General features: G+C 45.9%; 18 protein-coding genes. 15 read left to right on the top strand and 3 right to left on the bottom strand.

Going from position 1 to position 19,682, the window contains the following annotated elements; genetic code table 11:
* Positions 1-153: 153 nt before the first annotated feature.
* Positions 154-1,086, bottom strand: coding sequence for an aldo/keto reductase (locus tag JQX68_RS20455; protein WP_205440429.1), 933 nt, complete (start codon positions 1,084-1,086; stop codon positions 154-156).
* A 52-nt stretch (positions 1,087-1,138) separates the two neighbouring features.
* Positions 1,139-1,894, bottom strand: a complete 756-nt coding sequence (iolR, locus tag JQX68_RS20450; protein ID WP_003227050.1) for a myo-inositol utilization transcriptional regulator IolR — start codon at positions 1,892-1,894, stop codon at positions 1,139-1,141.
* A 416-nt stretch (positions 1,895-2,310) separates the two neighbouring features.
* Here iolR and iolA point away from each other — a divergent pair, with 416 nt between their 5' ends.
* The 15 genes from iolA to JQX68_RS20375 all read left to right on the top strand — a co-directional run bounded on the left by iolA (position 2,311) and on the right by JQX68_RS20375 (position 18,506).
* The gene (gene iolA / locus JQX68_RS20445; protein ID WP_205440428.1) at positions 2,311-3,774 is read left to right on the top strand and encodes a CoA-acylating methylmalonate-semialdehyde dehydrogenase; all 1,464 of its coding nucleotides are present in this window, start codon (positions 2,311-2,313) and stop codon (positions 3,772-3,774) included.
* A gap of 74 nt (positions 3,775-3,848) precedes the next feature.
* Positions 3,849-4,664, top strand: coding sequence for a 5-deoxy-glucuronate isomerase (gene iolB / locus JQX68_RS20440; protein ID WP_069150652.1), 816 nt, complete (start codon positions 3,849-3,851; stop codon positions 4,662-4,664).
* A gap of 23 nt (positions 4,665-4,687) precedes the next feature.
* Positions 4,688-5,665 carry a 5-dehydro-2-deoxygluconokinase gene (gene iolC / locus JQX68_RS20435; protein WP_134976152.1) on the top strand — a complete coding sequence of 326 codons (978 nt, stop codon included), beginning with the start codon at positions 4,688-4,690 and terminating at the stop codon, positions 5,663-5,665.
* A 32-nt stretch (positions 5,666-5,697) separates the two neighbouring features.
* Complete coding sequence (gene iolD / locus JQX68_RS20430; RefSeq protein ID WP_069838352.1) at positions 5,698-7,611, top strand: 3D-(3,5/4)-trihydroxycyclohexane-1,2-dione acylhydrolase (decyclizing); 1,914 nt, start codon at positions 5,698-5,700, stop codon at positions 7,609-7,611.
* 16 nt (positions 7,612-7,627) lie between these two features.
* Positions 7,628-8,521, top strand: a complete 894-nt coding sequence (gene iolE / locus JQX68_RS20425; RefSeq protein WP_205440427.1) for a myo-inosose-2 dehydratase — start codon at positions 7,628-7,630, stop codon at positions 8,519-8,521.
* A 14-nt stretch (positions 8,522-8,535) separates the two neighbouring features.
* Positions 8,536-9,852, top strand: coding sequence for a myo-inositol transporter IolF (gene iolF, locus JQX68_RS20420; protein WP_205440426.1), 1,317 nt, complete (start codon positions 8,536-8,538; stop codon positions 9,850-9,852).
* Between the two features lie 22 nt (positions 9,853-9,874).
* Positions 9,875-10,909: a bifunctional inositol 2-dehydrogenase/D-chiro-inositol 1-dehydrogenase gene (iolG, locus tag JQX68_RS20415; protein ID WP_205440425.1), complete on the top strand. Its 1,035-nt coding sequence runs from the start codon at positions 9,875-9,877 to the stop codon at positions 10,907-10,909.
* A gap of 19 nt (positions 10,910-10,928) precedes the next feature.
* Entirely contained in the window at positions 10,929-11,798 is an 870-nt protein-coding gene (locus JQX68_RS20410) for a sugar phosphate isomerase/epimerase family protein (RefSeq protein WP_014666017.1), read from the top strand.
* 86 nt (positions 11,799-11,884) lie between these two features.
* Positions 11,885-12,721 (top strand): 2-keto-myo-inositol isomerase, encoded by an 837-nt coding sequence (iolI, locus tag JQX68_RS20405; RefSeq protein WP_069150645.1) that lies wholly within the window; start codon positions 11,885-11,887, stop codon positions 12,719-12,721.
* A 20-nt stretch (positions 12,722-12,741) separates the two neighbouring features.
* Entirely contained in the window at positions 12,742-13,614 is an 873-nt protein-coding gene (gene iolJ / locus JQX68_RS20400) for a 6-phospho-5-dehydro-2-deoxy-D-gluconate aldolase (protein ID WP_205440424.1), read from the top strand.
* Positions 13,615-13,721: 107 nt separating this feature from the next.
* Positions 13,722-14,411, top strand: coding sequence for a two-component system response regulator YxdJ (yxdJ, locus tag JQX68_RS20395; protein ID WP_014666014.1), 690 nt, complete (start codon positions 13,722-13,724; stop codon positions 14,409-14,411).
* A complete protein-coding gene (gene yxdK / locus JQX68_RS20390) occupies positions 14,408-15,385 on the top strand; it encodes a two-component system sensor histidine kinase YxdK (protein WP_014666013.1) in 978 nt (325 codons plus the stop codon). The genes yxdJ and yxdK overlap by 4 nt, the downstream gene beginning before the upstream one ends.
* A gap of 143 nt (positions 15,386-15,528) precedes the next feature.
* Entirely contained in the window at positions 15,529-16,302 is a 774-nt protein-coding gene (gene yxdL / locus JQX68_RS20385; RefSeq protein WP_014666012.1) for an ABC transporter ATP-binding protein YxdL, read from the top strand.
* The gene (yxdM, locus tag JQX68_RS20380; RefSeq protein WP_205440423.1) at positions 16,277-18,145 is read left to right on the top strand and encodes an ABC transporter permease YxdM; all 1,869 of its coding nucleotides are present in this window, start codon (positions 16,277-16,279) and stop codon (positions 18,143-18,145) included. The genes yxdL and yxdM overlap by 26 nt, the downstream gene beginning before the upstream one ends.
* Positions 18,146-18,158: 13 nt before the next feature.
* A complete protein-coding gene (locus tag JQX68_RS20375) occupies positions 18,159-18,506 on the top strand; it encodes a YxeA family protein (RefSeq protein ID WP_080529988.1) in 348 nt (115 codons plus the stop codon).
* Positions 18,507-18,546: 40 nt separating this feature from the next.
* Here the strand turns inward: JQX68_RS20375 and JQX68_RS20370 are convergent, their stop codons facing one another.
* A complete protein-coding gene (locus JQX68_RS20370; RefSeq protein ID WP_040081278.1) occupies positions 18,547-19,512 on the bottom strand; it encodes an iron-hydroxamate ABC transporter substrate-binding protein in 966 nt (321 codons plus the stop codon).
* Positions 19,513-19,682: the final 170 nt, after the last annotated feature.

The following is a 19,682-nucleotide window of genomic DNA, read 5'->3' as shown; positions in this document are numbered from 1 at the left end:
GATTAACATTGTATGCTTTTGCTTTTTCATCACTTTCTTTCTGAGATTCAACTCCCTTTATTTTATCGGATGTATGGCTCTTTTTGTAAGATTTTGCTTCTAGGAATTTATCGCGCAAAAAAACAGCCTTCCCCAATGGAAGGCTGTTTTCTCTTATGCGAACAGCTTATCAATAAACGAAATATCCTCTTGAGAAAGCGTCACTTCGGCTGTTTTGATGTTATCAATCAGCTGATCGGCACGTTTTGCTCCAGGGATTAAAATATCAATTTCCGGTCTTGCTAAATACCAAGCCAATACGACGTGAGGGATATCCACGTTGTGTTTCTCAGCAATCGGCGCAAGCTTGTTGACCTTTCTGATATTTTCTTTGAAACGCTCGCCCTTGAAGTGTTCCTGTTCGTTGCGCAGGTCGCCTTCAGGGAACGTTGTATCTTCTGTATACTTTCCTGCCAATAAGCCAGATACGAGCGGGAAGTAAGGGATAAATGAAATATTATGCTCCTTCGTATACGGGAAGAATGTGTTTTCCGCTTCACGGTTTAACAGGTTGTATTCGCCTTGCAATACATCTACCAAACCGTCTTTGTTTGCTTCTTTCAATTGCTCTAAAGAGAAATTGGATACACCGATGGAGCGGATTTTTCCGGCTTTCTTCATCTCATTAAGTGCGTTAACGGCTTCATCCTTCGGCGTATGTTCGTCAGGGAAGTGAATGTAGAACAAATCGATATAATCGGTATTCAAGCGCTTCAGGCTTTCATCAACTGATTTTTTAAGAAATTCTGGTGAATTATCAAAGACAAAGTCATTGCCTTGTTTTCTGTGAGCGGCTTTTGTTGCGATGACAACATCTTCACGGTTGAATTCACGCAGCACTTCACCGATTAATTCTTCGGAACGGCCGATCCCGTAAATATAAGCGGTGTCTAACATGGTCACGCCATTACGAATCGCCTCGCGCACCAATTCTTTTCCGGTTTCTTCATTCAGGTTCGGGTAGAGGTTATGTCCTCCGACAGCATTTGTTCCTAATCCGATAGGGAATACCTGCAAGTCTGATTTTCCGAGTTTCGCTTTTTTCATGATCTGCCTCCTAGAATAAAATGGATATGAACTCTCAACACTATTGTAAACGTTAGGCCAGATGAATGCCGATTTGATGCTCATTGCAGTACTGTGTGTACTCGTCGTCTAATGGCTGAGAGGTCACAATGCAATGCAGCCTGTCAAACGGTGCATACGTCAGAAGCGTTGATTTTCCAAATTTAGAATGGTCAGCTAATAGATACACTTCTTTTGCTTTTTCTGAAATCCTCTTTTTAATTTCATACTCCAGCAGATCCGAATTGGTCAATCCGTGTGTCAGCGTCGTTCCGGTAGCAGACATAAAGGCTTTGTTGATATTGTACTTATCAAGCATAGCCGGGTCGTCCATGCCGACAAAGGAGCGGGTTTTTCTCTTATAGTTGTTTCCGATAATGATTAAGTTGATATTCTTCAAAGCTGATGCCGCATTGATAATGTCTAAACTGTTGGTTAAGATGGTGACATTTTTGGCAGGATCAAGCGTATCAAGAATAGACTTTGTCGTCGTTCCTGAATCAATAAAGACCAAATCGTGATCTTCAATAAAACGGGAAGCATAATGGGCGATTTTTGTTTTTTCATCCTGGTGCTGAATGGTGCGATTTTCAAAAGGAACTAATGCGGTTTTTTCAATAGATGTTACGCCGCCATATACTTTTTCTATCGCACCCTTTTCTGTTAGCTTGTTGATATCACGTCTGACTGTGTTTTTAGAGACATTGAACACTTGGCACAGTTCATCTAAGGAAACAGTGCCATGCGATAAAATGTACTCCTCCATTTCCTGAATCCGCATCAGTTTCATATCAAAAACTCCTTCTTGAATCTTTACGTAACTTAAATATATAATAAAAACCAAAAGTTAATCAATAGTTGCTTAAAAAATGATAACATCGTTATATATCTTTCGCAAGATTCGATGGACTTCTCGTCACTCTTCTCATTGATTAAAAGATTAATATCATAAAAATAATGAAAAAATGTAGTGTTTATGATTGACTTATGGGTATTATACGATTAGAATATAACCAAGAAATGACCAAGAAGTAACCTGTTATGCATGAAATGGTTGCTTGTATGTAAATATACATCCGCCATTTATTTTTTTGGTTTTTTTGAAAGCGTTTAATTCTTGGCTTACTGAAAAGTGGATATTGATATGAATCTATCCTGAACCATCCATACAAGTGTATGTGTTTACTAATGAAGGAGGCAATAAGAATGGCAGAAATCAGAAAATTAAAAAACTACATCAACGGTGAATGGGTTGAAAGCAAAACAGATCAATATGAAGATGTCGTCAACCCGGCGACGAAAGAAGTACTGTGCCAAGTGCCGATTTCTACAAAAGAGGATATTGATTACGCAGCGCAGACAGCTGCTGAAGCATTTAAAACATGGTCAAAGGTGGCGGTTCCTCGCCGCGCCAGAATTCTATTTAACTTCCAGCAGCTGCTGTCCCAGCATAAAGAAGAACTGGCTCATCTGATTACCATTGAAAACGGAAAAAACACAAAAGAAGCTTTAGGTGAAGTGGGACGCGGAATTGAAAACGTAGAGTTCGCCGCTGGAGCACCTTCCCTAATGATGGGTGACTCGCTTGCTTCCATCGCAACGGACGTTGAAGCGGCCAACTACCGCTACCCCATCGGAGTTGTCGGCGGAATCGCGCCATTCAACTTCCCGATGATGGTCCCTTGCTGGATGTTCCCGATGGCGATCGCACTCGGCAACACATTTATTTTAAAACCATCAGAGCGGACACCGCTGTTAACAGAGAAGTTGGTTGAGCTTTTTGAAAAAGCGGGCCTTCCGAAAGGGGTATTCAACGTCGTATACGGTGCGCATGACGTTGTGAACGGCATCCTCGAGCATCCAAAAATTAAAGCGATTTCATTCGTAGGCTCCAAGCCGGTCGGCGAATACGTCTACAAAAAAGGAAGCGAACACTTAAAACGCGTTCAATCTCTGACCGGCGCGAAAAACCATACGATTGTCTTGAACGACGCGCATCTTGAAGACACGGTCACAAACATCGTCGGTGCTGCCTTCGGTTCTGCCGGTGAACGCTGCATGGCTTGTGCGGTTGTGACGGTTGAAGAAGGTATCGCTGATGAATTTATGGCGAAGCTGCAGGAAAAAGTGGCGGACATTAAAATCGGCAATGGCCTTGATGACGGTGTGTTCTTAGGACCGGTGATTCGCGAAGACAACAAGAAACGCACGCTCAGCTATATCGAAAAAGGCCTTGAAGAAGGCGCGAGACTCGTATGTGACGGCCGTGAAAATGTGTCTGACGACGGCTACTTTGTCGGCCCGACGATCTTTGACAATGTCACAACAGAGATGACGATCTGGAAAGATGAAATTTTCGCTCCAGTTTTATCTATCATCCGTGTGAAAAACCTGAAAGAAGCGATTGAAATTGCCAATAAGTCTGAGTTTGCGAACGGCGCCTGCCTGTTTACATCCAACGCAAACGCAATCCGCTATTTCCGTGAAAACATTGATGCGGGAATGCTCGGCATCAACCTTGGTGTGCCGGCTCCAATGGCATTCTTCCCATTCTCAGGCTGGAAGTCTTCATTCTTTGGGACGCTGCATGCGAACGGAAAAGACAGCGTCGACTTCTATACGCGTAAAAAAGTGGTTACGGCGAGATATCCGGAACCTGATTTCAACTAAACGACGAAAAGCCGAACGGCGTCCATGTGCGCTGTTCGGACTCATTCTGCCAATAGAAAGAGGAGGGCTTCACTATGAGTTATTTGTTGCGTAAGCCGCAGTCACATAAAGTGTCTAATGGAGTCAAACTGGTGCACGAAGTAACGAAATCCAACTCTGATCTCAATTATGTAGAGTTTAAGGTGTTAGATCTAGCTTCCGGTTCCAGCTATGCAGAAGAATTGAATAAACAAGAAATCTGTATTGTGGCGGTAACGGGAAAAATTACAGTGACGGACCATGAGTCGACTTTTGAGAATATCGGTACGCGTGAAAGCGTATTTGAACGAAAACCGACAGACAGCGTCTATATGTCAAATGACCGTGCATTTGAGATTACAGCGGTCAGCGACGCAAGAGTGGCGCTTTGCTATTCTCCATCGGAAAAACAGCTGCCGACAAAGCTAATCAAAGCGGTGGACAACGGAATTGAGCATCGCGGGAAGTTTTCAAACAAACGTACTGTTCATAACATTCTTCCGGATTCAGACCCTTCAGCTAACAGCCTATTAGTGGTTGAAGTCTATACAGACAGCGGCAACTGGTCCAGCTACCCGCCTCACAAACATGATCAAGACAACTTGCCGGAAGAATCTTTCTTAGAAGAAACGTACTACCATGAGTTAGACCCGGGGCAGGGCTTTGTGTTTCAGCGCGTATACACAGATGACCGTTCTATTGATGAGACAATGACTGTAGAAAATGAAAACGTTGTCATCGTTCCTGCGGGATACCACCCGGTAGGTGTGCCGGACGGATACACATCCTACTATTTAAATGTCATGGCAGGGCCGACGCGGAAATGGAAGTTTCATAATGACCCGGCGCATGAATGGATTTTAGAACGTTAACAAGTGAGGAGTGGCTGTTTACGATGAAGTATACATTCAATGAAGAGAAGGCTTTTGATATTGTTGCCATCGGCCGGGCATGTATTGATCTGAACGCAGTCGAATACAACCGCCCAATGGAAGAAACGATGACATTTTCGAAATATGTCGGCGGTTCACCTGCGAATATCGCGATCGGCAGCGCGAAGCTTGGCTTAAAAGCGGGCTTCATCGGCAAAATTCCAGATGACCAGCATGGAAGATTCATAGAGTCCTATATGAGAAAGACCGGCGTGGATACTACACAGATGATTGTTGATCAAGATGGACACAAAGCAGGCCTTGCATTTACAGAAATCCTCAGCCCTGAAGAATGCAGCATTTTAATGTATCGCGATGATGTGGCGGATCTTTATCTTGAGCCTTCAGAGGTAAGCGAAGACTATATCGCAAATGCGAAAATGCTGCTTGTCTCCGGGACAGCGCTCGCCAAAAGCCCGTCACGGGAAGCGGTGTTAAAAGCTGTTCAATACGCGAAAAAGCATCAGGTCAAGGTGGTATTCGAACTGGATTACCGGCCATATACGTGGCAGTCAGCGGATGAAACAGCCGTTTACTACACTTTGGTTGCCGAGCAGTCTGATATCGTCATCGGCACACGCGATGAATTTGATGTGATGGAAAACCGCACAGGCGGAAGCAATGAGGAATCCGTCAATCATTTATTTGGCCATTCAGCCGACCTCGTTGTCATCAAACACGGCGTCGAAGGCTCTTACGCATACAGCAAATCCGGCGAGGTATTCCGCGCCCAAGCGTACAAGACAAAAGTGCTGAAAACCTTTGGAGCCGGTGACTCCTATGCGTCAGCCTTTATCTATGGCCTTGTCACCGGAAAAGACATCGAAACGGCATTGAAATACGGCAGTGCTTCAGCTTCCATTGTGGTGAGCAAGCACAGTTCGTCAGAAGCGATGCCGACTGCGGATGAAATCGTACAGCTTATTGAAGCACAGTCATAATTGAAAAAGATCGAGTAAAGGTGGGATCGTTTGTGGGTAAGAAAATTCGCTTAACAACAGCACAGGCGCTGATTAAATTCTTAAACCAGCAGTACATCCATGTTGATGGAAAGGAAGAGCCTTTTGTCGAAGGGATTTTCACGATTTTCGGCCATGGAAACGTATTGGGGATCGGGCAGGCGCTTGAGCAGGATGCAGGCCATTTGAAAGTCTATCAAGGGAAAAATGAACAAGGAATGGCGCATGCGGCCATGGCGTACAGCAAGCAAATGCTGAGAAGAAAAATATATGCGGTGTCTACATCCGTCGGACCCGGAGCGGCTAACCTGGTGGCGGCAGCCGGCACTGCATTGGCAAACAATATCCCAGTTCTCTTGATTCCGGCAGACACATTTGCGACAAGACAGCCAGACCCTGTACTGCAGCAAATGGAGCAAGAATACAGTGCGGCCATTACAACAAACGATGCATTGAAACCTGTATCGAGATATTGGGACCGCATTACGCGCCCTGAGCAGCTCATGAGCAGTTTGCTGCGCGCGTTTGAAGTCATGACTGATCCGGCAAAAGCAGGTCCGGCAACGATTTGTATTTCTCAGGATGTTGAAGGGGAAGCATACGATTTTGATGAAAGTTTCTTCGTCAAACGGGTTCACTATATTGATCGCATGCAGCCGAGCGAGCGCGAGCTTCAAGGTGCGGCCGAGCTGATTAAATCCAGCAAAAAACCTGTGATCCTTGTCGGCGGAGGCGCAAAATACTCCGGTGCGCGGGATGAATTGGTTGCCATTTCTGAAGCCTATAACATTCCATTAGTTGAAACACAGGCAGGAAAGTCTACTGTTGAGGCTGATTTTGCGAACAATCTTGGCGGAATGGGCATCACAGGCACACTTGCAGCAAACAAAGCGGCCCGCCAAGCTGATTTGATTATCGGCATCGGCACAAGGTATACAGATTTTGCGACATCCTCTAAGACCGCTTTTGATTTTGATAAAGCGAAGTTTTTGAACATTAACGTTAGCCGAATGCAGGCGTATAAACTTGATGCATTCCAAGTGGTAGCGGATGCGAAAGTGACGCTTGGCAAACTGCACGGCTTGCTTGAAGGCTATGAGAGCGAGTTCGGCACAACGATCCGGGAGCTGAAGGACGAATGGCTCGCTGAACGCGAACGCCTCAGCAAAGTGACGTTTAAGCGGGAAGCATTTGATCCGGAAATCAAACATCATTTCTCTCAAGAGGTTCTGAATGAATATGCCGACGCCTTGAATACTGAGCTTCCGCAAACAACGGCATTGCTGACAATCAATGAGACGATTCCTGAAGACAGCGTCATCATCTGTTCAGCAGGCTCACTTCCAGGAGATTTGCAGCGTCTGTGGCATTCTAATGTTCCGAATACGTATCACCTGGAGTACGGATATTCTTGCATGGGCTATGAAGTGTCAGGGACACTCGGTCTTAAACTGGCTCATCCTGACAGAGAAGTGTATTCCATTGTCGGAGACGGCAGCTTCCTGATGCTTCACTCCGAGCTGATTACGGCGATTCAGTACAACAAGAAAATCAATGTGCTGCTCTTTGACAACTCGGGATTCGGATGCATCAACAACCTGCAAATGGATCACGGCAGCGGCAGCTACTATTGCGAGTTCCGCACAGACGACAACCAAATCCTGAATGTCGATTACGCGAAAGTCGCTGAGGGATACGGCGCGAAAACCTACCGCGCGAACACAGTAGAAGAATTAAAAGCGGCGTTAGAGGATGCGAAGAAACAGGAAGTATCAACATTAATAGAAATGAAGGTTCTGCCGAAAACAATGACGGACGGATATGACAGCTGGTGGCATGTCGGAGTGGCAGAGGTATCTGAACAAGAAAGCGTTCAGAAAGCATACGAAGCAAAAGAGAAAAAGCTGGAATCTGCGAAGCAGTATTAGAGGGGAGGCACCATAGATGGGCAAAAATGAAATCCTGTGGGGGATCGCTCCCATTGGGTGGCGGAATGATGACATGCCTGAAATTGGAGCGGGAAATACACTTCAGCATTTGTTAAGTGATATCGTTGTCGCACGTTTTCAAGGCACGGAGGTCGGGGGCTTTTTCCCCGAACCTGCCATCCTGAACAAAGAGCTGAAGCTTCGGAATTTACGCATTGCAGGCAAATGGTTCAGCAGTTTTATTTTGCGTGACGGACTTGGTGAAGCGGCAAAGGCATTTACCCTTCATTGTGAGTATTTGCAGCAAGTAAATGCGGATGTCGCAGTTGTCTCTGAACAAACCTACAGCGTGCAAAGCTTGGAGAAAAACGTGTTCACAGAGAAGCCGCACTTTACAGATGATGAATGGGAGCGGCTTTGCGAAGGGCTGAATCACCTTGGCAAAATTGCCGATCAGCATGGCTTGAAGCTTGTCTATCATCACCATCTCGGCACTGGTGTCCAAACAGCGGAAGAAGTGGACCGCCTGATGACAGGAACAGACCCTGCACATGTGCACCTCCTCTATGATACAGGCCATGCGTATATTTCTGACGGCGATTACATGGGGATGCTTGAGAAGCATATCGGCCGCATTAAGCATGTGCACTTTAAGGATGCCCGCCTGAATGTCATGGAACAATGCAGGCTCGAAGGACAATCGTTCCGGCAATCATTTTTAAAAGGCATGTTTACAGTTCCCGGTGACGGCTGCATTGATTTTAGAGAAGTATATCAGCTGCTGTTAAAGCACAGTTATTCCGGATGGATTGTCATTGAAGCTGAACAGGACCCCGATGTTGCAAACCCGCTTGAATATGCATTGATCGCGAGAAACTATATTGATCAGCAGTTGTTGGATTTGGCTTAATGGGGACTGAACATATGGGCAATACCAATGGAGATTCAGCCTTCAATAAACGGACAATCGCGGCAGCGTTAGCCAACTATATTGATGCCGGTTCAATTGTGGCGGGCTCTGCCGGTTTATCGTTATGGGTCAGTTACCTTAAGCTGTCCGATACGCAGATCGGGCTGCTCGGCGCGCTGAGCGCAAACGCGATTTCAGCTGCTGTTGGCGCGCTGCTCGGCGGGTTTCTGGCTGATAAAGTCGGACGGAAGGCTGTTTACACCAATAGTATGTTGGTTTATGCACTAGGGATTTGTTTGGTTTTATTTGGGGTTAATTTCCCCATGTTGTTAAGCGGTTACATGATTATCGGTTTATCGGTAGGAGCTGATATTACCGCATCATGGACCATTATTGCTGAAAATGCGCCAAAGAAGAATCGGGCCCGTCATTGCGGCGTAGCACAAGTCGCTTGGGCCGCGGGGGCAGTCGTTGTGCTGCTTCTCTCTGTACTGGTTGGTGATTTGGGCCTCTTGGGGAATAAAATCGTATTTGCCCATCTGCTTGTGATTGCGCTGATTACGTACATCCTGAGAATCAGGCTTCCGGAGTCAGATGCCTGGCAGTCAAACAATCAGCCGGCGGATGCTCAAACAGAGAAGGCGGCAGTATTGAATAAGACATCGTATTTTGATTTGCTCAAGCCTATGTATCTCAAAAGCATCCTGTTTTTGATGGGTGTGTACTTGATTTGGAACTTAGCCGCCGGGGTCATGGGCTTCTTTATGCCATACATTTATCAGCAGGTCGGCGGTGTTTCTGCCAACATGGCTAATCTTTTGCAAATGGGGCTGTTTATTTTCACAGGATTGGGGGTCGCCTTGATCTTCATGCCCTTTGCCGACAAACATAGAAAAACCGTATTTGGAATCGCCGCTTTTATGGCGGTGATCGGATGGACACTGTTTCTGCTGCCGGTTGAAGGCCTGCCGATTCTGCTCCTGTTTATTGTCGTGATCGGCATTAATAACGGGGCCGGGCAGCAAGCGAACTATCAGTTATGGGCGAGTGAAATCTTCCCTACGCAATATCGTGCTTCCGCACAGGGACTGATGTTTTTCCTTGTCCGTATTTCAATAGGGATTTGGAGTCTGTTTGTCCCAATGATTATCACCAATTTCGGCATTGGAACGATGGCTGCAATTCTGCTCGGATGTGTGACGGCCAGCATGATCATCGGGCTGCTCTTTGCGCCGAATACGTCTGGCAAGTCGCTTGAACAAATTCAAGAGGAACTCTACGGATCTCCTCGGAGCCAAGTAAAGCAAGGAACAGAAAGCAAAATCATGTAATCAACAGAAGGAGTGGCTGTCAATGAGTTTACGTATTGGCGTAATTGGAACTGGAGCAATCGGAAAAGAACATATTAACCGCATTACGAACAAGCTGTCCGGCGCAGAAATCGTAGCTGTAACGGATGTTAATCAAGAAGCTGCACAAAAGGTCGTTGAGCAATACCAATTAAACGCGACGGTGTATCCGAATGATGACAGCCTGCTTGCAGACGAAAATGTAGACGCTGTCTTAGTGACAAGCTGGGGGCCTGCGCATGAGTCAAGCGTGCTGAAAGCGATTAAAGCCCAGAAATATGTATTCTGTGAAAAACCGCTCGCGACAACGGCTGAAGGATGCATGCGCATCGTCGAAGAAGAAATCAAAGTGGGCAAACGCCTTGTTCAAGTCGGCTTCATGCGCCGTTATGACAGCGGTTACGTACAGCTGAAAGAAGCGCTCGATAATCATGTCATCGGCGAGCCTCTTATGATTCACTGCGCGCACCGCAACCCGACTGTAGGAGATAACTATACAACGGATATGGCTGTAGTCGACACGCTTGTTCATGAAATTGACGTGCTCCACTGGCTCGTCAATGATGACTACGAGTCCGTTCAAGTCATCTATCCGAAAAAATCAAAAAACGCGCTTCCGCATTTAAAAGATCCGCAAATCGTGGTGATTGAAACAAAAGGCGGCATCGTCATCAATGCTGAAATCTATGTGAACTGTAAATACGGCTATGACATTCAATGCGAAATCGTCGGAGAAGACGGCATCATCAAGCTTCCCGAGCCATCAAGCATTAGCTTGAGAAAAGAAGGCAAATTCAGCACTGATATTTTGATGGATTGGCAGAGACGCTTTGTGGCTGCGTACGATGTGGAAATCCAAGACTTTATTGATTCGATTCAAAAGAAAGGCGAGGTCAGCGGACCAACGGCATGGGATGGCTATATTGCCGCTGTTACAACGGATTCTTGTGTGAAGGCCCAAGAATCCGGACAAAAAGAAAAGGTTGAATTGAAGGAAAAACCGGAATTCTATCAATCTTATACAACAGTTCAAAACTAAAAAACAGAGGAGTGAAAATATGAAGTTAGCATTAGATCCATCCATGTATCGTGATGATTTAACTTTGGAGGAAACGGTCTATAAAACGGCAGAGCTTGGCTATGAATATATCGAATTGTCTCCGCGTGAGGATTTTTGCCCGTTTTATAAATATCCGAAAGTCGATTCAGCAAAGATCAAACAATTAAAGCGCCTTTTAAGGGATACAGGTGTTAAGCTTTCATCGCTTCTTCCGCTTTACCACTGGGCGGGTCCTGATGAAGACCGCCGGCAGGCAGCGGTGCGCAATTGGAAGCGGGCGATCGAAATTGCGGTTGAACTTGAAGTAGATTTGATGAACAGCGAATTCAGCGGATCAAAGTATGATCCTTTAACAAGTGAAGAAAAATTTATCAAATCCATGGATGAGCTTCTCCCAGTCTTTGAAAAAGAAGGCATGAAACTCAACCTTCAAGCCCACCCATACGATTTTATCGAAACGCACAAAGGTGCGATGGATATGATCCGCGCGCTTGACAAGGATTGGATCAATCTTGTCTACTCGACTGCGCATACGTTCTTCTATGATGACGGCAAAGGCGACATTGAGACCATGTTTGACGAAGCCGGGGACCGCCTCACACATGTTTTATTTGCAGACACCTATAATCATAAAGCGGCTCATGGCCTGCGCTACATCGTCAATCCGCCTGACGCGAAAGTAACGGTTCACCAGCACTTGGACATTGGCCAAGGCGAGGTTGATTTTGAGACGATTTTCAGAAAGCTGAGAGAGATGAAGTTCGACGGAATTGCGACGAATGCCGTATTTGCTTGGGTCGACGAAAGAGCGGATGAATCAAGCCGATTTATGCTTAAAAAAATGAAAGAAGAATTAGGTCTGGCATAAGCTGAGCATGGAGTTCGGCGGGATATGGCGAACAGCCTTCCTGCCGAACTCCCTTCATATCTAACACGCAGATGGGGGAGTCTGACATGAAACTTTGTTTTAATGAAGCCACAACATTGGAAAACTCAAACCTTAAACAGGATTTAGAGCTTTGCGAAAAGCACGGCTATGATTATATTGAAATCCGCACAATGGATAAGCTGCCGGAGTACTTAGAAGACCATTCACTGGCTGAGCTTGCGGAGTATTTTCAAACCCATCACATCAAGCCGCTTGCCTTAAATGCACTTGTTTTCTTCAACAATCGTGATGAAAAGGGCCATAATGAGATCATCACTGAGTTTAAAGGCATGATGGAAACGTGCAAAACACTCGGTGTGAAATATGTGGTAGCCGTTCCGCTTGTGACAGAGCAGAAGATTGTAAAAGAAGAGATCAAAAAGAGCAGTGTAGAGGTGCTGACTGAGCTTTCAGATATCGCGGAGCCGTACGGCGTAAAAATCGCGCTTGAATTTGTCGGCCACCCGCAATGTACAGTCAATACGTTTGAACAGGCGTATGACATCATAAACACAGTCAACCGTGACAATGTCGGGCTTGTCCTTGACAGTTTTCACTTCCATGCCATGGGTTCAAATATTGAGAGCTTAAAGCAGGCGGACGGAAAGAAAATCTTCATCTATCATATCGATGATACCGAAGATTTCCCGATCGGCTTTTTAACGGATGAAGACCGCGTATGGCCGGGACAAGGGGCGATTGACTTAGATGCCCACTTATCAGCACTGAAGGAAATCGGTTTTTCAGATGTTGTATCGGTTGAGCTCTTCCGCCCTGAATACTATAAGCTGAGTGCTGAGGAAGCCATTCAAACAGCGAAACAAACAACAGTGGACGTCGTATCAAAATACTTCAATATCTAATGGAAAAAGGAGGGGTGGACATGGCTTTTGTATCGATGAAAGAGCTTCTTGAAGATGCAAAGCGGGAGCAGTATGCGATCGGCCAGTTTAATATCAACGGTTTGCAGTGGACGAAGGCGATTTTGCAGGCGGCGCAAAAGGAGCAATCACCAGTCATCGGCGCGGCTTCCGATCGCCTGGTCGACTATTTAGGCGGATTTAAAACGATTGCCGCCATGGTCGGCGCGTTAATGGAGGACATGGCGATTACCGTTCCCGTGGTGCTTCATCTCGATCACGGAAGCAGTGCGGCACGCTGCAGACAGGCCATTGACGCCGGATTCAGCTCAGTGATGATTGACGGCTCCCATCAGCCGATTGACGAGAATATCGCGATGACAAAAGAAGTCACCGATTATGCCGCAAAGCACGGCGTGTCAGTAGAAGCTGAAGTCGGCACGGTCGGCGGAATGGAAGACGGCCTGGTCGGCGGGGTCCGCTATGCCGATATCAAAGAATGTGAGCGGATCGTCAAAGAAACCAATATTGACGCGCTGGCCGCTGCCCTCGGCTCTGTACACGGCAAATATCAGGGTGAGCCGAATCTCGGATTTAAGGAAATGGAGGCTATCTCCCGCATGACTGATATTCCCCTCGTTCTTCACGGGGCATCCGGGATTCCGCAGGATCAGATCAAAAAAGCCATCACGCTCGGCCACGCGAAGATCAATATCAATACGGAATGTATGGTCGCCTGGACAGACGAAACACGCCGCATGTTTCAGGAAAACAGCGATCTGTACGAACCGCGCGGCTATATGACACCCGGCATTGAAGCCGTGGAAGAGACAGTGCGAAGCAAAATGAGAGAGTTCGGATCAGCCGGTAAAGCAGCTAAGCAGCAGGTCGGCTGAAGAGACCAGAAACCGCCGGGATGGCGGTTTTTTTGCGCGGTGTTGCGTCCATACGCCCAAAACGATTATGATGATGGCAGCAGTGTAAGAAACGGGAGTGGTTCAGTTTGAATAAAATCATGATTGTGGAAGACAGTGAAGACATTCGCGGACTATTGCAGAATTACCTTGAAAAATACGGATATCAAACAGTAGTCGCCGCGGATTTTACGGCTGTTCTTGATGTCTTTTTGCGGGAAAAGCCCGATGTGGTGCTGCTTGATATCAACCTGCCGTCCTATGACGGCTATTATTGGTGCCGCCAGATCCGCCAGCACTCCACAAGCCCGATCATTTTCATTTCAGCCAGAAGCGGGGAAATGGATCAGGTGATGGCGATTGAAAACGGCGGAGACGATTATATCGAAAAACCGTTTTCCTACGATATTGTGCTGGCGAAAATCAAAAGCCAGATCCGGAGGGCGTACGGAGAGTACGCCGCAAAGCAGGGGGAGAAAGTGGTTGAATATGCCGGCGTCCAGCTCTTTGTGGAACGTTTTGAACTGCGTTTTCAGGATGAAAAAAGCGAGCTTTCTAAAAAAGAAAGCAAGCTTTTGGAAGTGCTGCTGGAGCGGGGAGAAAAGGTGACGAGTCGGGACCGTCTCATGGAAAAGACGTGGGACACCGACATATTCATCGATGATAATACACTTAACGTGTATATCACGCGGCTCAGAAAAAAACTGCGGGAGCTGAATGCGCCTGTTTCTATTGAAGCGGTGCGGGGCGAAGGCTACCAGCTGAGGGCGCAGTCATGAAGCTGTTTCTCCGGTCTCATGCAGTGCTGATTCTGCTTTTTCTCCTTCAAGGGCTGTTTGTCTTCTTTTATTACTGGTTTGCAGGTCTTCATTCTTTTTCTCACCTGTTTTACATATTGGGCGTGCAGCTTCTTATTTTGGCGGGCTATCTTGCCTATCGCTGGTACAAAGACCGCGGTGTGTATCATTGGCTCAGCTCGGAGCAGGAAGGGACGGACATCCCGTATCTCGGTTCTTCAGTGTTTTGTTCAGAGCTATATGAAAAGCAGATGGAGCTAATCCGGCTGCAGCACCAGAAGCTCCATGAGACCGAAGCTAAGCTGGAAGCGCGGGTGACGTATATGAATCAATGGGTGCACCAAGTGAAGACGCCGCTGTCGGTCATTAATTTAATCATTCAGGAAGAGGATGAACCCGTTTTTGAACAAATCAAAAAAGAGGTTCGGCAGATTGAATTCGGGCTGGAGACGCTTCTTTATTCATCAAGGCTCGACCTGTTTGAGCGGGATTTTAAAGTCGAAGCGGTTTCCTTATCAGAGCTTCTCCAATCAGTCATTCAAAGCTATAAACGATTTTTTATTCAATACCGCGTTTATCCGAAAATGGACATTCGCGATGACCATCAGATATACACTGATGCAAAATGGCTCAAATTTGCGATCGGCCAAGTGGTTACAAATGCGGTCAAGTATTCGGCAGGCAAGAGTGACAGACTGGAGCTGAATGTCTTCCGCGATGAAGACAGGACGGTGCTTGAAGTTAAAGATTACGGTGTCGGCATTCCCTCGCAAGACATCAAGCGGGTGTTTGACCCATATTATACCGGCGAAAACGGGCGGCGTTACCAAGAATCTACGGGAATCGGCCTCCATCTCGTCAAAGAAATTACGGACAAGCTCAATCATACGGTGGACATCAGCTCGTCTCCCGGTGAAGGGACATCGGTTCGATTTTCATTTCTTACAAAAATGTAAGGCTGCGTTAAGAAAACAACATAGCTCGTTTTGTTTCCCCTTGATAACATGGATTTACGTCAAGGGGATTTTTATGTTAAATGCCCCGGCACTACATGAAAGCAGCCCAGATCAACAAGAATAAAATCATAAGGAGGATTCTCATGGCGAATATGCTTGAAGTCAAACATATAAATAAAACCTATAAAGGACAAGTGTCCTATCAAGCTTTAAAACAAATTTCATTTTCAATAGAAGAAGGCGGGTTCACGGCGGTGATGGGGCCGTCCGGATCCGGAAAAACAACGCTTTTGAATATCATTTCAACGATTGACCGTCCAGATTCAGGCGATATCCTGATTCACGGAGAAAACCCGCATCGCCTGAAGCGGACAAAGCTCGCTCATTTCCGACGCAAGCAGCTCGGATTTGTGTTTCAGGATTTCAACCTTCTGGACACGCTGACAATCGGTGAAAATATCATGCTGCCGTTAACGCTTGAAAAAGAAGCGCCGTCTGTCATGGAAGAAAAACTGCACGCCATCGCGGCAAAGCTCGGTATCGAAAACCTGCTTAACAAACGGACGTTTGAAGTATCCGGAGGCCAGCGTCAGCGGGCCGCCATTGCAAGAGCGGTCATTCATAAGCCATCACTCATTCTGGCTGATGAACCGACGGGAAACCTTGATTCCAAAGCGTCAAAAGACGTCATGGAAACGATGCAGAGCCTGAATCGGGATGATCATGTCACGGCTTTGATGGTGACCCACGATCCGGTTGCGGCAAGCTACTGCCGCCGCGTCATCTTTATAAAAGACGGCGAATTGTTTAATGAGATTTACCGCGGAGAAAACCGCCAAGTCTTTTATGAACAAATTCTTGATGTGCTGTCTATGCTGGGGGGAAACGCAAATGACCTTTCTTCAGTTCGCTTATAAAAACGTCACGAGAAACAAAAGAGCCTATCTTGCATTCTTTTTAAGCAGCGCCTTTTCCGTTTTGATTTTCTTTACCTTTGCGATGTTCCTGTTTCATCCGGCATTAAAGGAAGGCTACCTGAATAACATCGCCAAAAAAGGCTTAACTGCTGCGGAATGGATGATCTTTGTTTTTTCTTTCTTATTTGTTCTGTATTCGGTTAATGCATTTTTGAAATCGAGAAATAAAGAATTCGGCATTTTGCTTATGCAGGGTATTACGCCGGTGCAGCTGAGAAAGCTCATTACAGCGGAAAACATGATCATTGGCGTCATGTCGATTGCAGCCGGGATTATCGGAGGATTCATTTTTTCAAAGACGTTCTTTACGGTCGGCGCTTATATTTTAGAAATGGACGCGCTGCCTCTGTATATGCCTTGGAAAGCGCTCGGCATTACGGCCGGCGGATTTCTGCTCTTATTTTTCCTTTTATCGCAGTTCACAATCCTTTTTGTCAGATCAAATACCGTTATCAAATTAATAAAAGGCACAGACAAGATTAAGCCGGAGCCGAAGCCGTCCGTGCTTCTGTCCTTATTCGGCATCGCCTGCCTTTGCGGCGGGTACGGAATGGTTCTGAAAGGCAATGTTCACGGGACTCAACCGTTTATCATTTTACTGCTCACCGTCATCGGTACGTATTTCTTTTTCAGCCAAAGCAGCATCTGGATTCTGCGCGCGTTGAAGAAGTGGAAAACCTTTTATTTGCGCGGGAAAAATGTCATTTGGGTTTCTGATCTTGTCTATCGTTTAAAAGACAACGCCCGCCTGTTCTTTATTGTCAGCATTATTTCCGCGGTTGCGTTTACGGCGACAGGCGTGCTCGCCATGTACAAATCGACCGTCGGGGCTGAAGAGTCCGCTTATGAGATGGAATATATATCTTTCAGCAACAATCCAAAAGAACAGACTCATTTGAAAGATATTGACCATGAACTGAAAACACACGGCTTTACGTATAAGAAAGACAAAATAGATGTTTCCTATGTTCGCTATCAGGAAGGAGAAACTGTTCCCCCTGTTTACATGATCAGCGAATCGGATGTGTCAAAATATTTCCATGTTAAGCTGAACGGCCTGAAAAGTGATGAGGCTGTCTATTTTCCGGGCACGTATGACCGCAATTTCAAAAACGAAGCGCCGGATCAGCTGAAGCTGCTGAATCAAAAAGGCAAGCCGTCTGACCAAAAACTGTCGGTAAAAGAAGTCCAAAAACCGCTGATTTCATTGAATGCCATCATCGCGGTGAACGATCAAACCTTTGATCAGCTTAAATCACTAGGTGATAAAGCGTCATTATACGGCTACAGCTATGATCATTGGAAAGACAGTCTTGGGATCAGCCAATCCTTGAAAAATCAGATTTACGGCAACTATATCGACGTGCATTCTGATTTTATGGCAAAAGCCGGGACTTACTATGATACGGTGCAGCTGCCGAGCTTGAGTTTATTCATCGGGCTGTTTATCGCGATCGTCTTCTTTGTCGCGGCAGCAAGTTTCTTATATTTCAGGCTGTTCACCGATTTAGATGAAGATCGGGAGCGCTACCGTTCACTGGCCAAAATCGGCCTGAGTGAGCGTGAAATGTCACAAAGCGTGACGATACAATTGGCGATTCTCTTTTTCTTTCCATTTGTCATTGCCGTCATGCATACGCTGTTTGCCCTGAGAACATTGGCCGTCGAAGGCTATTCCGATGTAGCGGGGCCGCTCAGTCTCACGATCGGAGGGTTTTTCATTTTTCAGCTTTTGTTCTTCCTCGTGGTGCGATCAAACTATTTGAAAAAAATGAACAAGTAAGGGGAGTGCAAAGATGAAAAAAGCATTGGCGATCCTGGCCGTCTTGGCGGCTGCTGCCGTAATATGCGGTCTTCTCTTTTTTCATAATGATGTTACAGACCGATTTAATCCGTTTATTCACCAGCAAGATGTCTATGTGCAGATTGATCGAGATGGCAGACATCTTAGCCCGGGCGGTACTGAATATACATTAGACGGATACAATGCATCCGGGAAAAAAGAAGAAGTGACCTTTTTCGCCGGCAAAGAGCTTCGGAAGAACGCGTATTTGAAGGTGAAGGCGAAAGGAAAGTATGTCGAGACTTGGGAAGAAGTCAAGTTTGAAGATATGCCGGACTCCGTACAGTCAAAATTAAAGTGAACCATAAAAAACGGCACAGCGTCATGACTGTGCCGTTTTTTTATTTTTTATTTTCTTCGGCCCGTTTGATCAGCATGTCGGCGATGATATCCACCTGTTTGCTGACAGAAATCGGATCGTACGGGTAGAACGTGTCAAAGTCATTGATAAACACGCGATTATGTTTAACAGCGTCAAGGTTCTTCCAAATAGAGGAGTTCTCCAGCTTGTCGAGTGTTTTGCTTTCGCCTTTCGGGTTGTAGTCCGTAATGAACATATAATCTGCGGCATACTCAGGAATCACCTCTTGAGAGAGCTGTTTCATCTCTCCTTTTTTGATGACATCTTGTTCAATTTTTTCAGGCGCTTTTAACCCGAGCGCATTGTATACAGCTTGGCCGCCGCGACCGCCATTGTCATTGAATACCCAGAATTCGCCCTTGTCTGTGTTTTCATAAATGCCGAAAGTCGCATCTTTGTCGATGACGCCGGCAATTCTCTTTTTAGCTGCGTCCGCTTTTTTGTTAAAGTCAGCCATAAATGAGGTTGCTTTGTCTTTCGCACCTGCGATATCTCCGAACATGCTGACAGTGTCCTCTACGTTTTTCGCTGTGTTATAAGGTATGACAACAGTCGGAGCGATTTTCTTTAATTTATCGACATTCTCTTCATTCATGACAACAATGAGGTCAGGCTGAAGCTCCATCACTTTTTCAACGCTGATTGGATCACCGACATCCTTCACATTTTTCAACTTTGATTTTAAAAACGGATTATCAAATGACCACGAGCCTGAGCCGACTACATTGGCCCCGACAGAAAGCAATTCACCGGCATAAAAATCAGTGACGATGCGTTTTGGATGTGCAGGAATGTTGACGTTCCCTTTAGGTGATTTATATGTTCTCATTTCTGTTTTTTCGGAAGCAGAATCGCTTGAGCTCCCTTTAGAAGCCGTGCCGCTGCAAGCGCTGACAAACATGAGAAGCAGCACAAGCATGCCCACGAGCAATGTGTTCTTTTTCATCAAAAACCCTCCCAATATGTATGTGAATAGATTAGTAATGATTATCATTATCAATTAATAATATAGCAAGAAACCCATTCTCCGTCTATCACTATTTTCAAGGAAGAACGTTTTTTCATTTATAGGTGACGCGGTATGCCTAATCGATTATTATAGGTAAATAGGAGGAG

It is taken from the genome of Bacillus sp. LJBS06, assembly GCF_016924995.1.
GTDB classification, from domain to species: Bacteria; Bacillota; Bacilli; order Bacillales; family Bacillaceae; genus Bacillus; species Bacillus stercoris.
Note: the sequence above shows the minus strand (reverse complement) of the source record. Positions and strands in the feature narration are given on the sequence as shown.

Bases quoted from the DNA above. Each gene is read 5' to 3' on its own strand.
- JQX68_RS20455 (WP_205440429.1), bottom strand. From the start codon at position 1,086: ATGAAAAAAGCGAAACTCGGAAAATCAGACTTGCAGGTATTCCCTATC.
- iolR (WP_003227050.1), bottom strand. From the start codon at position 1,894: ATGAAACTGATGCGGATTCAGGAAATGGAGGAGTACATTTTATCGCAT.
- iolA (WP_205440428.1), top strand. From the start codon at position 2,311: ATGGCAGAAATCAGAAAATTAAAAAACTACATCAACGGTGAATGGGTT.
- iolB (WP_069150652.1), top strand. From the start codon at position 3,849: ATGAGTTATTTGTTGCGTAAGCCGCAGTCACATAAAGTGTCTAATGGA.
- iolC (WP_134976152.1), top strand. From the start codon at position 4,688: ATGAAGTATACATTCAATGAAGAGAAGGCTTTTGATATTGTTGCCATC.
- iolE (WP_205440427.1), top strand. From the start codon at position 7,628: ATGGGCAAAAATGAAATCCTGTGGGGGATCGCTCCCATTGGGTGGCGG.
- iolF (WP_205440426.1), top strand. From the start codon at position 8,536: ATGGGCAATACCAATGGAGATTCAGCCTTCAATAAACGGACAATCGCG.
- iolG (WP_205440425.1), top strand. From the start codon at position 9,875: ATGAGTTTACGTATTGGCGTAATTGGAACTGGAGCAATCGGAAAAGAA.
- JQX68_RS20410 (WP_014666017.1), top strand. From the start codon at position 10,929: ATGAAGTTAGCATTAGATCCATCCATGTATCGTGATGATTTAACTTTG.
- iolI (WP_069150645.1), top strand. From the start codon at position 11,885: ATGAAACTTTGTTTTAATGAAGCCACAACATTGGAAAACTCAAACCTT.
- iolJ (WP_205440424.1), top strand. From the start codon at position 12,742: ATGGCTTTTGTATCGATGAAAGAGCTTCTTGAAGATGCAAAGCGGGAG.
- yxdK (WP_014666013.1), top strand. From the start codon at position 14,408: ATGAAGCTGTTTCTCCGGTCTCATGCAGTGCTGATTCTGCTTTTTCTC.
- yxdL (WP_014666012.1), top strand. From the start codon at position 15,529: ATGGCGAATATGCTTGAAGTCAAACATATAAATAAAACCTATAAAGGA.
- yxdM (WP_205440423.1), top strand. From the start codon at position 16,277: ATGACCTTTCTTCAGTTCGCTTATAAAAACGTCACGAGAAACAAAAGA.
- JQX68_RS20375 (WP_080529988.1), top strand. From the start codon at position 18,159: ATGAAAAAAGCATTGGCGATCCTGGCCGTCTTGGCGGCTGCTGCCGTA.
- JQX68_RS20370 (WP_040081278.1), bottom strand. From the start codon at position 19,512: ATGAAAAAGAACACATTGCTCGTGGGCATGCTTGTGCTGCTTCTCATG.